Source organism: Winogradskya humida, assembly GCF_016862215.1.
Lineage (GTDB): Bacteria > Actinomycetota > Actinomycetes > Mycobacteriales > Micromonosporaceae > Actinoplanes > Actinoplanes humidus.
The window spans coordinates 37,655-51,845 of sequence record NZ_BOMN01000012.1 but is presented as its reverse complement, the minus strand read 5'-3'; the positions used below and the strand labels follow the sequence as shown (position 1 = coordinate 51,845).

At 68.6% G+C, this 14,191-nt stretch carries 9 protein-coding genes; 3 read left to right on the top strand and 6 right to left on the bottom strand.

The annotated features are described in order from the left end of the window. The first annotated feature begins 9 nt into the window (after positions 1-9). On the top strand, positions 10-3,975 hold the full coding sequence (locus Ahu01nite_RS04130) for a trypsin-like peptidase domain-containing protein (RefSeq protein WP_203835025.1): 3,966 nt from the start codon (positions 10-12) through the stop codon (positions 3,973-3,975). Positions 3,976-4,083: 108 nt separating this feature from the next. Beyond that, the gene (locus Ahu01nite_RS04125) at positions 4,084-5,886 is read left to right on the top strand and encodes a bifunctional metallophosphatase/5'-nucleotidase (protein ID WP_203835024.1); all 1,803 of its coding nucleotides are present in this window, start codon (positions 4,084-4,086) and stop codon (positions 5,884-5,886) included. Positions 5,887-5,937: 51 nt separating this feature from the next. Here Ahu01nite_RS04125 and Ahu01nite_RS04120 read toward each other — a convergent pair whose 3' ends face one another. The 6 genes from Ahu01nite_RS04120 to Ahu01nite_RS04095 form a co-directional block, all read right to left on the bottom strand. Then, positions 5,938-7,164 (bottom strand): hypothetical protein, encoded by a 1,227-nt coding sequence (locus Ahu01nite_RS04120; protein WP_203835023.1) that lies wholly within the window; start codon positions 7,162-7,164, stop codon positions 5,938-5,940. Positions 7,165-7,260: 96 nt separating this feature from the next. After that, the gene (locus tag Ahu01nite_RS04115) at positions 7,261-8,802 is read right to left on the bottom strand and encodes a signal peptidase I (RefSeq protein ID WP_203835022.1); all 1,542 of its coding nucleotides are present in this window, start codon (positions 8,800-8,802) and stop codon (positions 7,261-7,263) included. Next, positions 8,799-9,377 (bottom strand): hypothetical protein, encoded by a 579-nt coding sequence (locus Ahu01nite_RS04110; protein WP_203835021.1) that lies wholly within the window; start codon positions 9,375-9,377, stop codon positions 8,799-8,801. Before Ahu01nite_RS04110 ends, Ahu01nite_RS04115 begins: the two co-directional genes overlap by 4 nt. A gap of 1,011 nt (positions 9,378-10,388) precedes the next feature. Further along, positions 10,389-11,966, bottom strand: coding sequence for a serine/threonine-protein kinase (locus Ahu01nite_RS04105; RefSeq protein WP_203835020.1), 1,578 nt, complete (start codon positions 11,964-11,966; stop codon positions 10,389-10,391). A gap of 238 nt (positions 11,967-12,204) precedes the next feature. Continuing rightward, a complete protein-coding gene (locus Ahu01nite_RS04100) occupies positions 12,205-12,780 on the bottom strand; it encodes a YdeI/OmpD-associated family protein (RefSeq protein ID WP_203835019.1) in 576 nt (191 codons plus the stop codon). Between the two features lie 74 nt (positions 12,781-12,854). Next, positions 12,855-13,439, bottom strand: a complete 585-nt coding sequence (locus Ahu01nite_RS04095) for a hypothetical protein (protein WP_203835018.1) — start codon at positions 13,437-13,439, stop codon at positions 12,855-12,857. 338 nt (positions 13,440-13,777) lie between these two features. On the opposite strand from Ahu01nite_RS04095, the gene Ahu01nite_RS04090 reads away from it, so the two are divergent. Then, positions 13,778-14,140, top strand: coding sequence for an STAS domain-containing protein (locus Ahu01nite_RS04090; RefSeq protein WP_203835017.1), 363 nt, complete (start codon positions 13,778-13,780; stop codon positions 14,138-14,140). Positions 14,141-14,191 lie beyond the last annotated feature (51 nt).

Sequence of the window (14,191 nt, the reverse complement as noted above, 5' to 3'; positions counted from 1 at the left end):
GGCGGGGGAATGACAAAGGCGCCTGCGGACTCCTGGACCGTCGCGGTGCACGCCACCCGGCACGACAACGAGCCACTCGGCACCGGCGTGGTCATCGACAGCAATCAGGTTCTGACCTGTGCGCATGTCCTGCGCAGGGACGGCGTCACCCTCCAGGAGATCTGGCTTGCCTTCCCCAAGGCCCCCGGAGTCGGCTACGGCGAACGCCGCCGCGCCCGGCTGATCCACGACGGCGAGGACGGCAAGCATGTCGACATCGCGTTGCTGGAGCTCGGCGAGCCCGTGCCGCCATCGGTACGACCGGCCCGGTTACGGTGCTTACCGGCGCAGGAGCTGAGCGGGCGATCCTGGTGGGCATTCGGATTTCCCCACGGTGCTGAACACGGTGGCTCGGCAGAGGGCCTGACCGGTGATCCCCTGACGTACGGCCGGATCGACCTGCGGACCGCGACAGCACCAGGACTGCGGCAGGGATTCAGCGGGGGAGCGCTCTGGTCGCCCGAGTACGAAGCCGTGGTCGGCCTAATCGTCGCCGCGGGAGAGGGCAATGGTTATGCGTTGACGCTGCAACACGCCGACGAACAGCTGCCCGAGCTGAAGCTCTCCGTGCTCGCCGGCTGGCAGACCAGGGACGCCGACGATGCGGCGCTCGCCGCGTGGGGCTGGGTGCTGGCCGAGGACGATGAGGCCCATCGTCACTGGCTGCCGCGGGCGCGCGGGGTCGCCGTGAACAGTGAGCGCGGGTCGCGGTTCCGGGGACGCGCGGCCGCATTACGCGTGATCAAACATTGGCTGGACGAGCCGGCGACGCGAGACTCGGCACTCGTCGTAACCGGCTCACCAGGCGTCGGCAAATCCGCGGTTCTCGGCCGTATCGTCACGACTGCCGACGCGGCCGTACGCGCTGGACTGCCGAGTGAAGATACCGCCGAGCTGGCGACCGAAGGCTCGGTGTCCTGCGCGGTACATGCGAAGGGCAAGAGCGCGCTGGAGATCGCCACCGAAATCGCCCGGGGGGCCGCCGTCGCGCTGCCGTCCCAGCCGATCGACCTGGTGCCCGCTCTGCGTGCCCGTCTGACCCGGCGATCGGGTCGGTTCAACCTTGTCATTGACGCGCTGGACGAGGCGGTCTCACCCGCACAGGCCCGAAAGACGATCAACGACGTGGTCCTGCCGCTGCTTCGTGACCTTGCCCCGATCGGTGTGAAAGTGGTTGTCGGAACCCGGCACTCCGATGACAACGGCGACCTGCTCGGCGAATTCGGGTCGGCCGCGAAGTTCGTCAACCTGGACTCGCCGGAGTACTTCGCGGAGTCCGATCTCGTCGATTACGCGCTCGCCACGCTCATGGGAATGCAGCGATCGGACAATCCGTACGCCGATGAGTGGGTCGCCGAGCCGGTGGCACGCCGGATCGCGGCGCTGTCGCACGGCAATTTCCTGGTCGCCGGGCTCGTTGCGCGGGCGCGGGGGCTGCGTGACGAACAGCCGGTGCTGCCCGCCGACGTCTCGTTCGCGGCGACCGTGTCCGATGCCCTCGACCGGTACGTCGAGAATCTGCCGTCGGCGGGCTGGACGCCGGCGCGCCTTGCTCTGACCGCCCTCGCTCACGCCGAGACACCAGGACTACCCATCTCGCTGTGGCGCGTAGCGGTGGAAGCACTCGGCGGCCAGGTCACGGAGGAGGATCTGACCTTCTTTGCGCGCACGTCGGCGGCTAACTTCCTCGTCGAGAGCGGTGCCGCGGAGATTCCCGTCTACCGGCTGTTCCACCAGGCACTCAACGAGGCATTGCTGGCCGGCCGGGAGAGCGAAGAGAAACGCCTGGTGGGAGCATGGCTCGCGCATGCCAGGACGATCGGTTGGAGCGCTGCGCCGGACTATCTCCTGCGTTCCCTTCCCCAGCACGCCGTGCGTACGGGAGTCATCGATGAACTGCTCGGCGATGACGACTACCTCCTGTACGCCCGCCTGGATCGTCTGCTGCCCGCAGCCGACGCCGCACGCACCGAGCTTGGCTTCGCCCGTGCCCGGCTCCTGCAGCTGACCCCGCAGGCCCTGGACGCCTCAGCGCCGGAACGCGCCGCCCTGTTCTCGGTGGTGGAGCAGCTGGACGAACTGGGGAGTGGTCACTGGGTACGACCCGGCGCCTACATTCCACTCTGGTCGCGTACGCCGAGAAGGCTGGAACGGGTAATTCTCGAGGGCCATTCGAATGCCGTCTGTGATGTGGCATCGCTCGCCGTGGACGGCAGGACCTTGCTCGCTTCCGCGGGCGAGGACGGCACGGTTCGACTCTGGAACCCTCTGACCAGTCAGACGGAGCACGTCATCGACTGCCATGACGACTGCATCCGGAGTCTCGCGGCAGTGCGTACCCGCGATATCTCTCTGCTGGCCACGGGGGGCCACGACGGTACGGTGAAGCTCTGGGACCCGCGCACCTGTCAGCTCGTCCACACTCTCACCGGGCACACCGACTGGGTGCGAAACATGTGCTCCCTACCCTTGCCCGATGGTCGTGAGCTGCTGGTATCAGGAAGCGACGATCGCACCGTACGGCTCTGGGACCCGATCTCCGGCGAGCTCGTGCGCACGATCGAGGGGCATTCCGGCTGGGTGACCGCCGTGTGCCGGGTCGGCAACCTGATCGCCTCCACCGGCGTCGACGGCACCGTGCGGCTCTGGGAGCCCTTGAGTGGCCGGAACCTCGCGGTCTTCACCGGTCATTCCGGCTGGGTGACCACGCTTCATACGGTGCGCGGAATGGTGGTCTCGGCAGGCTATGACGGCAGCATCCGCTTCTGGGATCCGCGCTACGCCGACCCGGTCGCCGTCTTCGAGACGCAAGCCGGGCCGCTGACCGATCTGTGCACCGTGGATACGGGCGACGCGTTGCTGCTGGCGGCGACAGCCGAGGACGGAATCATCCGGCTCTGGGACATGCACACCGGGGTGGAACGGCCGCCCATCGAAGGGCAGGCGACGTGGATCCGCGCGATCTGCGAGCTACCTGTCGGAGAGCGCAACCTGTTGGCTACGGCAGGTGATGATGGTGCCGTACGGCTCTGGGACACGGCCACCGGCCGGGCCCGGAAGGTGATGGACGGCGGCAGGATCGGTGCTGTGGGTGCCCTCACCGCGGTTCCGACCGCGAAGGGCACGCTCGTCGCCGGCGCCGGTGATGACGGTGTCGTCCGGCTGTGGGATCCTCGGACCGGTGCGCAATCAGGGGTGCTGACCAGTTACGGAGCCGCGGCGACCGACGTGTCCGTGCTGGCCGACGACGACGTCAACTTGCTTGCGGTATCTAGCGAGGACCGCGTCGTGCGGGTGTGGGATGTCGACAGCGGTGAACTCTTCAAGGAGTTCCACCAGCACCACGAACGGGTCAATGCGGTCAGCGGTGTCGGACCGCTGCTGGCCTCAGGCGCTGATGACCTGATCGTGCGAGTGTGGGACCTGGACAAGGACATGGCGCGCCCGTTGCTCGGTCATTCCAGCTGGGTCACCTCGCTCGCTGCCGTCCGCCATGACAGCCGCGAACTGCTCGTCTCCGGTGACAGGAACGGCACGATCCGGCTCTGGGACCCAGGAGGCGAGCTGCTGTGTGAGGTCCAGGGGCATCACGAGGCGGTGAATGCACTCACCCGGTTCCCACTCGACGACCGGGAGCTGCTGATCTCGGCCGGCGACGATCGGACCGTGCGGCTCTGGAGCCTCGACGACTTGGCCCCACGTGGGATTCTGACCGGGCACACCGCGGAGGTCACCAGCGTGTGCGCGGTTCGGTATGAGGGGCGGACGGCACTCGCATCGACCAGCCTGGACCGCACTGTGCGGATCTGGGACATCAGCACCGGGCGGGTGCTGCGCGTCATACCCGTCCATCACCAGGCGCTGGCCTGTGCTGCCGTCGATGATGTACTGATTGTCGGTCTAGACCGGGGCATGCTGGCTCTGAGCAACCTCTGAGCCTGGTTACGTTCACGTTGTTGATCTCGCCGATCGATGCATTCGCAGCTATGGTGCCTCGATGGGCGCCCACAAGGCGTCCGTGACCTCCCCTCGAAAGGTTCGGGTATGACCCTCCCCACGGGCGTATCACGGCGTAGCGTGCTCGGTGCCGCTGCTGCCGGTGTCGCCGCTCCTGTTTTCCTCGCCGGTGCTGCCGATGCGCACGGCAAGGGCGGGCACGGTGGCGCTCCCGCCCCCAAGACCTACGACCTGACCGTGCTCGGCACCTCCGACACGCACGGCAACGTCTACAACTGGGACTACTACAAGGACCTGGAGTACGACGACAGCGCGCACAACGATGTCGGTGTCGCGAAGCTCGCCGCCCTGGTGAACCAGATCCGGGCCGAGCGCAAGGGCAAGGCCACGCTGGTGCTCGACGCCGGTGACACGATCCAGGGCACGCCGCTCGCGACGTACTACGCCAAGCAGGAGCCGATCACCACGACCGGTGAGCGGCACCCGATGGCGCGGGCGATGAACGTGCTGAACTATGACGCCATCACGCTGGGCAATCACGAGTTCAACTACGGGCTGCCGCTGCTCAACCTCTGGATCCGTCAGCTGGGCTTCCCGGCCCTGGCGGCCAACGCGGTCGGAGCGACGAGTGGAAAGCCGGCCTTCACGCCGTACGTCATCAAGAAGGTCTCGCTCGGCAAGGGCGCACCGACCCTGCGGGTGGGCATTCTCGGTCTGACGAACCCGGGCATCGCGATCTGGGACCGGGCCAACGTCGAGGGCAAGCTGGTCTTCAACGACATGGTCGCGACCGCGGCCAAGTGGGTGCCGATCATGCGGGCCCGCGGCGCGGACCTCGTGCTGATCTCCGCGCACGGCGGCGACAGCGGGACCAGCAGCTACGGCCCCGAGATCCCCAACGAGAACCCGAGCGCGCTCATCGCCGAGCAGGTTCCCGGCATCGACGCGATCCTGTTCGGGCACGCGCACAACGAGGTGGCGCAGCGCTTCGTCACCAACACCAAGACCGGTGTGCAGGTGCTGCTCTCCGAGCCGTCCAAGTGGGGCCAGCGGCTCACCCGGATGGACTTCACGCTGGTCCGCGACAAGGGCCGGTGGAGCATCACCACCAAGAAGTCGGCGACGCTGAACACCAACACGGTCACCGCCGACCCCAAGGTGCTCGCCGCGGTCAAGGCCCAGCACACCAAGACGGTCGCGTACGTCAACCAGGTCGTCGCCACGTCCACCGAGGAACTGTCGGCCGCCGAGTCGCGGTACAAGGACACGGCGATCCTGGACTACATCAACAAGGTGCAGACCGACACGGTGACCACGGCGCTGGCGGGTGGCGCGTACGCGTCGCTGCCGGTCCTGTCGATCGCCGCGCCGTTCAGCCGCACCGCGGTCTTCCCGCAGGGCGACGTCAAGATCAAGGACGTGGCCGGGCTCTACATCTACGACAACACCCTCGAGGCCGTCGTCCTCACCGGTGCCGAGGTCAAGGCGTACCTGGAGTATTCCGCCAAGTACTTCGTGACCCTGCCCGCCGGCGCCACGCCCGACCCGGCGACCATCAGTGACTCCACGGTGCCGGACTACAACTACGACGTGCTCTCCGGCGTCGATTACGACATCGACATCAGCCTGCCGGTGGGCTCCCGCATCACCCGCCTGGAGATCGCCGGCGTCGCGGTGGCGGCCGGCGCGCAGTTCGTGGTGGCGGTGAACAACTACCGGCGCAGCGGCGGCGGCAACTTCCCCGGCATCGTGAAGACGCAGGTCTACAACGCGCAGCAGGAGATCCGCCAGCTGCTCATCGACTGGGCGCAGGCCAAGGGCTCCATCAACCCGGCCGACTTCTACGTGCCGAACTGGAAGCTCGTGCGCGCCGGCGTACCCGTCTTCTAAAACGTTTGTCCGTGGCGCACCCGACCCCCCGCCGGGTGCGCCACGAGCCTTTTACTTGGCGGCCAGCTGCTTCCAGGTGCCGTCCTTGTCGGCCGTCACCGTGACCTGCCCGGTCTTGCCGTCATTGAGCGTCAGATTGCACAGATAATCGCGAGTGCCGTCAGCCCGTCGCTCCGACGCCGCATTGCACTCCGCCTTCGTCGCGGTGATGTTCGCCTTCGCCAGCTGCCCGTCGTGCAGCACCTGGTTCTCCACCGCACTCTGCGCCCGCGATTCCACGAAATCCGTCACCGCCGGCTGGATCACGGTCAGCGAGACGACGAACCAGACGAACGACCCGGCCAGCAGGGACACCGCCCAGGTGATCCAGTAGGGGGCGCCGCTGTTGCCGCCGCGCTGGGCCCGGTTGGCCCGGCGGGCCGCCGACACCACGCCGGCCAGGCTGAAGAAGAAGGTCAGGACCGCCACCGGCCAAAGGGCCGGGGGCTGCGCCCTGGCCGCGTTGCGCATCGCTTCCGGGTAGGGAACGAGCAGTCCACCCACAACCGGGACCTGATTTTCGTACGCGGAGCCGGTTCCCGCTGCTCCGCCGGCCGCGGTGGGCGCCCAGGGGGGATTTGTCGGGTATACGCCCTGCGGCGTGTAACTCTGCTGGGCCGGGGGCTGCTGCGCCTGGGTCTGGCCCTGGGCCTGCTGCGCGTGGGCCTGGGCTTGGGCCTGCTGGGCCTGGGCTTGGGCTTGCTGGGCTTGGGCCTGCTGGGCTTGGGCCTGCTGGGCTTGGGCCTGCTGGGCTTGGGCCATCGCTCGCTGGGCGGCGGCTTGCTGGGCTGCTACCAGCTGGTCCTGATCTTGCTGGGTCGCTGGGTAGGCCTGGTTTGTCGGATAGGCCTGGTTCGCGTAAGCCTGATCCGCCGGGTAACCCGGGGTCGCATAGTTCTGGGCCGCGGGCGGGTGGGGCGCCTGGGTGTGGGCTGCGGGGCTCTGCTGGGCGGGATGCTGGGGGTAGGCCGAGGGCTGCGGGAAGGCTGAGGGCTGGGGGTGGGCCGGGGGCTGCGGAAAGGCCGGGGGCTGCGGGTACGGCGTGGGCTGCGGGTAGGCGGCCGCGCCCTCCTGCGGGTAGAGCGGCTGCGCGTAACCGGGCTGCTGCTCGATCGGCTGCGCGTAACCGGGCTGCGGCTCGATGGGGTGCTCGTAACCGGCCGGCGGATACTGTGCGTGCCCCGCGGCGAACTGCGGATAGTCGGCGTTCTCGGGGCCGTACGGAATCTGCGTCGTCATGCGGGGGCCTTTCCGGTAGCGGCAGGGGTGCAACTCCGCGCCGAGAACAACTGAATCGGCCGATATCCGGCCGACCTGAGTGAATGCGTTTACGTGCTATTGCCGGGCCAACGCGTAGAACGTGCTGATCTGGGTGTCGGTCAGGGCCCTGCTCCAGATCGCGACCTCGTCGACGGAGCCGTTCAGGCCGGTGGAGGCGTTGTCCTCCGACACGGTCAGCGGCAGCGTCGTGTCAACCGCCAGCGTGCCGCCGGCAGCCTTGGTCGCGGTCATGACGCCGTCGATGTAGAGCTTGGCCGCCGTGCCGTCATAGACACCCACCACGAAGTGGTAGCCGCCGGTCGTCGGCCATTTCGACTTGACCTCCTGCCGGACGCCGCCGGCATCGACGAGGAAACGCATGTCCACGCCGGAATCGCTGCTCCAGGAGAGCAGATAGTTGAGCTTGTTGGTGCCCGGGCCGCCCTTGAAGACCAGGCGCCAGTTCGTGTTCGCGACACCGTCCGTCCAGGCCGCTACCGTCATCGGGCCGGTGATCGAATGCGCGGCGTTGGTGACGCCCGCGTACGAACGGCCGGTGCCATTCTTGAATTTGGTCGCGGCATTGGGGTCGACGCTCACCGCACCGGCCGCACCCACGGCCGGGGTGCCGTAGAGAGCGAGCGGAACGGTGCCCATCTCATCGGCGACCGACGTGGTGCTGGTGCCACCCATCCGCCAGTACGAGACGGGGGCGGATGCTTTGATCGCCGTGGTGTAGAAGTAACTCGACTTCCAGGCATTGGCCTGGGTCGGGCTGATCGCGGAATAGACGGCGCCGGTGCCCGGGCGGGCAAGGCCGGTGCCGACAACAATGCCGAGTACGGCCAGGAGCGCCACGCCTGCACGAGGCCGGTTCCGCCTGCGCGTTCCCCGGCGCTTCTTCACGGCTCCACGCGGCCGTTTCCGCGTGGTGGCATGCCCGCTGACGCGCTTCCTCTTGCTTCTGAACTTCGGGGAACCGCTGTCGGCCGGGCGGTCCTCCACAGCCGGCTCGCCCTGAGCCGGCGGGTCGTCGCTGGGGACGGTGGCGCGGTGGGGTTCGACGGTGGCTCGTCCGCGGGGTTCCGCGGCGGCTGGTCCGCGGGGTTCGGTCGCGGCGCGGCGGGGCTGGCCGGCGGCTGGGGGGCGGGGCCTGCGGCGGCGGGTCAGGGCGAACATGATGACGGCCAGGCCGGCGAGGGCGGGGGCGATGCGGCCGCCGTGGAGGCGTACCAGACCGGCCAGCGGAACCACGACGCGGCCGAGACCGATCAGCTGGTCCTTGGCGACGAGGCGGGAGTCGGCCTGGGCGTTCGCGTCACCGCGGGTGCGGAAACGGCCGTCCGGCAGCAGCTCGACCACCCGGTGCGTGACCGGCTGACCCCCGGCCGCCGCCGGCGCGATCACCACGACCTGACCCACCTTCGGCCCGGCGCCGATGCGCGGCGAAGCCAGCACCACGTCACCCGGCCGGACCAGAGGAGCCATCGAACCCGAGGTCACCGTGTACGCCTGCCAGCCCCACAGCAACGGCACCACCGTCCACGCCGTGAGCGTGAGAACGGTGGTGACGACCATGACGAGCAGTCCCCGCCCGACGACCCCCGGCCACGTCACGACGCCTGGGCCTCCCAGTTGAACACCGCGGACGCGTTACCGTTCTGCGCGCCGGCGACGTTCTGCACGGTCACCGAGAACTTGTACGTCAGCGAATTGTTCAGCGTCGCATTCCACGAACCCAGCCCATTGGCGTAGCTGTTGTTCGCCGACCCGAAACCCGCGACCGTACCGCTGCTGAAGAGCGTGCCGCCGCTGACGAAGTTGGTGCAGTCGTTCGCCGTACCCGTGCCGGTCTCGATCTTCAGATCAAGATAGCTCGCCAGCCCGCCGGAGATGCTGCTCCCGTAAAGCTTGATCTGCGCCGGAGAGTTACCTGTGTACTTCACCGCGATGCACTTGGTCACGGTCTGCCCGCCGGCCAGCAGATTGTCATTGGCCTGGCTGAACACGGCACTCGCCGAAATGGCACCATCGTTGTTGATCGCGGCGCCGCCGGTGGTCCAGGTGTTCGACTGGGTCGCGGTGGAACTGGTGATGACCGCCTGGGTGGTCCGCACGACCATGGTGGACGTAAGCGCGAATCCCAGCAGAACACCGGCAACGGTGGCGACATGGGTCCTGCTGATCTGCATACTCTCTCCCGCCTGGTCCCTTGCTTTCTCGCCCGACCCGTATCGGTACCGGAAATCCGATCCTGAGCCGTCGCAACCGCGTCACACCCAAGCTTGGGGCAGGCTTGAGCCCACATTGAGCTGCGGGCATCCGGCGGGCAGATCAGCGCGCGGGACTGCCCTGCCCGATGATGTCTGACATTTCCGCGGCTGCCATAAAGGTCTGACAACCCGTTCCGCCCGAAACGGTTCTGTCGTTCGGTTGCGGGAATTGAAATACGCACAGCGAAATGGGCCGCTTCACGATTACGCCGACCGGGCAGAGTGCGGCTTTGCTCTTCGGCCCCCGCGGGGGCCACCCGAGCCGCTGCTCGCTCTACCGCCCGTTCTTGGCAAACGCCAGAGCCAGCACCGTCACGTCCCGCTCCGGCCACGGATCCCGCTGCCGCTCGTCCAGCTGGCCGCCCCGCCCGGTGGCTGCCCGGCGGCGACTTTCAAGATGCCGGCGCCGCAGGTCGGCCTTTGGAGCCAGCCGGTCCGGGTCGGTGCCGGCCGCCAGAACACGCAGGCCGGCGTTGTCCGGTGCGGCAGCGACAACATCACGAGTCCCTGGTGGTTGCCAGGCGGCGAGTCCGTGATGACTGCCCGGCCGCGGGTCCGCCGGCCTGTCCGTTGTGCGGTCTGTCCGTTGCTCGGCATGCGTTCGCTGGTGGTCGGCGGAACGCACGGATCGCGGTTCGGACGGGGAGGAGCATCTGCGGTTGCGCCGGATGCTGATCGTGACGACCGGGGACATCCCCCAGGCGCGGGCCCCAGCCCCCGCCGAAGCCGGCAACCGGGATGCTGCCCGTGTTGCGCGAGGCCTGTCGTTGTCCCGGCCCCAGCCGTTTCGGCCGGGCCAGTCAACGGCCGGGCCAGTCAACGGCCGGGCCAGTCAACGGCCGGGCCAGTCAACGGCCGGGCCAGCGGGCCAGCCGACCTGCGGGCCAGCCGACCTGCGGGGTCGGGCGCCGGGTGGCTGGGTGGGCGGGGTCAGGCTCCGGCTGCGGCGGGGTCGGTGGGGTCTTCCGGGGGCGGGGTGCCCTCGTCAGGAGGGGTGGTGGTCGGGTCCGTCGGCGGCTTGCTGGTGGGCTTGCTGGTCGGCGGGGTGGTTTTGGTCGTCGTCGGGGTGGCGGATGTGGATTTCGCGGGGGTGGGGGACGACGACGGGGGTGCCTTGCTGGTGAGGCTGGGGAGCGGGGCCGGGTTGTTCGGCTTGGCGGGGGCCTCGGTCTGCTCGGTTTCTGTCGGCTCGGTGGGGTCGTCGTCGGTTTCCTCGGTGGCGTCCGTCTGGGAGGGGACGGTGCCGACGCCGGGGGTTTTGCGCTCGCCGGCGTCGCTGCCGGTGGATTTCCAGATGGCGACGCCGAGGCCGATGGCGACGAGGAAGAGGACGATCACCGTGATGAGGACGGCGACCTGGCTCTTCGACTGCTGGGGCCGGGACGGGGCGAGCGGCGGCGGCGCGGCTTCCAGGAGGTTGCGCTGGGAGGGCAGCGGGCCGCGGGGGCCGGCCGGGCTCATCGGTCTGGTGAGGGAGGTGCCGGACATGGACTGGCCGTGCGGTGACTGGCTCGGGAGCGGCTGACCGTGCATGGAGGAGCGCGGGTCGAGCCGGGCGCCGGTCGAGTAGGGCACGTTGGCGTAGGCACCGGTTGAGGGCGCGCCGCCGAGGGCCGTGTGGGCGGCCGAAGGGCGGACCAGGGCCGTCCGCGTGCCGGTCTGTGCACGCCAGTCGAGGGCTCCCGACGCGGCCAGGGCGGCCTCGGCGAACTCGGCGGCGCTCTGAAAGCGGTCGGCGGGGTTCTTGGCCATCGCGCGGCTGATCAGCTCGCGGACGGCCGGCGGGGCCAGGGTGTCGGGCAGCGGCTCCGGGTCGTCCTCGAGGTGACGCAGCGCCACCTGCAGCGCGTTGTCGCCGTCGAAGGGCGGGACACCCGAGATGCAGTGGTAGGCGACCGCGCCGAGCGCGTAGATGTCGGTGGCGGGGGAGACGTTGCCCTTCGCGACCTGCTCGGGGGCCATGTAGAGGGCGGTGCCGACGATCGCGTTCAGGCCGGTGACGCTGGTCACGGCGGCGGAACGGGCCACGCCGAAGTCGACCAGGATCACCGTGCCGTTCGGCTTGACGATGAGGTTGCCGGGCTTGACGTCGCGGTGCACGGTGCCGTTCTCGTGCGCGGCGTGCAGGGCCTCGGCGGCCTGGGCCACGACCGACATCGTCTCGGCGACCCCGATCCGCCCCTGATCCTTCAGGCGGGCCGACAGCGGGTCACCGTCCACGAATGCCATGACGAGGTAGGCGCATTGTTCCTCGTCGCCCTCGTTGCCGGCGCTGTAGTCGTAGACCTCGACGACGCCCGGGTGCCGGAACGCGGCCATCATCCGGGCCTCGCCGTAGAACCGGGCGGCGAACTCGGGGTCGGTGAGCATCGCGGTGCGCAGCACCTTGACGGCGATCGTCCGGCCCAGCACCACGTCGGTGCCACGCCACACGTCACCCATGCCACCGGTGGCGATGCGATCGTCCAACCGGTAGCGGTTGTCCAGGAGACTTCCCGAACTGAGCACCAGCGGGACCTTATCTACTCGAGTGTCGCCACGACCGGACCATGAACCTGCCCTACCTCCGAACCGCGCACCACGATACAGATTCCCCACCCTCCACGGCGAGGTCGGTGCGTTGCGGATCGGGCACACCGAAGAACAAGCCGTACCCCTGGCGGGTGACGTCCAATCATCCCCTGGTGAACCGCCATCCCCGCCCGCCTCATCTCCACCACTCACCCCGCAAGAGTGAGCCAGCGCACTATCGGCGGGTCAACGGCGGCACCGTACGCGATGCGGCCGAGTCGGTGATCAACTGAGTCAGACGCCGGTCGCGGGTTTCGGAGCGTTTGGCGCTCGTCACCCAGTGCACGGCAGCCCGGCGGTACGAGGCCGGCTGGGCGCTGAACCACGCCCAGGCCGCTTCAGTGGCTTGGAGGCGAGCCAGTTGGGCGGCGTCCAGCTCGGCATCGGCCGGCTGCTCGTACGAATAGGCTGCTGGTTTGTCGGGTTTTCGGGTCTCGAAGGCACGCGTGCCGGCGGGATGCATGAGGCCTGCCGCCGTCAGCTCCGTGATCTTGGCGATGTTGACCGTGCTCCAGACGCTGCCCTTGCGGCGCGGGGTGAAGCGGACCTGATAGCGGTCCTCGTCGATGCGGTGGGCGATGCTGTCGATCCAGCCGAAGCACAGCGCCTGATCGATGGCATCGGTGTGCTTGATGCCCGGTTTGCCGACGTGTTTCTTGTAATAGCCGACCAGCAGCTCAGGGGCGTCCGCATGATGGGTTTCGAACCAGGCGCGCAACTCGGCCGGTTCGGCGAAGAAGACAGCTTCCATGCGGCTCACGCTAGGGGTGGGGTACGACAAAAAAGCGGGCACCGGAAGCCCGGCACCCGCTTGAGAGCAGAACGTCAGTTGTCGTAGGTCGGGGTGACGACGATCGCCGTCTCCGCGAGCTCCAGCTCCTCGTTCTCGGCCTGGCGCTCGGCGGCGGCCCGCACCGTCGAGGCTGCCAGCCAGCCCGCGGCGACACCGATCAGGCTCGCGCCGATGATCAGGCCCCAGGGCAGGCCCGGCTTACGGCCCGCGAGGGCGTTCGCGGCGAGGTTGGCCCGCGACCAAGCCTCGTCGGTTGCCGCGTTGACTTTGGCGCCGGCCTTGCCGGAGAGTTTGTAGCCCTGGGTGGTCGCCTTGTCGGCGAGCTTGGAGCCCTTGGTGCTCGCCTTGTCGGCCAGCTTGTAACCCTTGTCGGCGAGCCGCTGGGACTGCTTGGAGGCCTTCGCCGCCAGCCGGTCCGAGTGCTTGGCGGCCTTGCCGGCCAGCTTCTGCGAGTGCTTGGACGCCGCGCCGGCCAGCTCGGACGTCTTCGCCCCCGCCACGTCGACGGAGTGCAGTCCAGCGCCCTTGACGCTCTCGCCGGCCGCGGTCATCGCGGTCGACAGGTAGTCCCATGCCTGGGCGGTGGTGCGCTCGGCAGTGCTCTTGCGAGAGAACATCGTCTTGTACCTCCTGCGTTCGCCGGTGCCGGCGCTAGGTCATCCACAGGTCTCCTGCCCAGCGTGGCCGAATCGCAAACGTGACGTTCACGTCGGGCACCCGTCAGAAGTGGACGAGCCTCAGGGCGGAAACCGGTGGACGTCACTGGGTACGCTTGCTCCGGTTCACGGGTGGCACACAGCCACCTGCCAGGTTCGAGCATTAGTGTCCGGGGCAGTTTCACCGGACCCGACGGGGGTAGTCAACGCCGCCCCCGGCGAAAGGTTTCCGCAGGTCGGGGCCCTTTCGAACCCAGGAGAAGACGCTCGGGGGTGACCCGAGCGGGTGGAGGTAGGGCGTGACGCTGTCGATAACGACGTCGACGAGAACCACCGGCGTGGTGGAGCTCTCACCCGTGGGTGAGATCGACGTCGAGAACGCGTACGAGATCAAGGAAGCCGTCGCGGAGCACCTGGCCGCGGCAACCCCGGACCGCATCGAACTCGACATGCACGGCGTCTCGTTCATCGACTCCGTGGGCATCTCCGCCCTGGTGGCGGCGTTTCAGATGGCCAGTGTGAGCGGGGTCAAGCTGGTGGTCACGCGGCCGAGCCGGTTCGCGCACCGCCAGCTGTGGGTGACGGGCCTGCTGGGCCTGTTCGGCGCACCGGAGCCGTGCACCGACTGCGGCGATCCGGCACATCGCACCCTCGTACCCTGATCGATCTCTCCACTCTGATCGATCCGGCCGCGGCCCAGGTGGGTCGCGGCC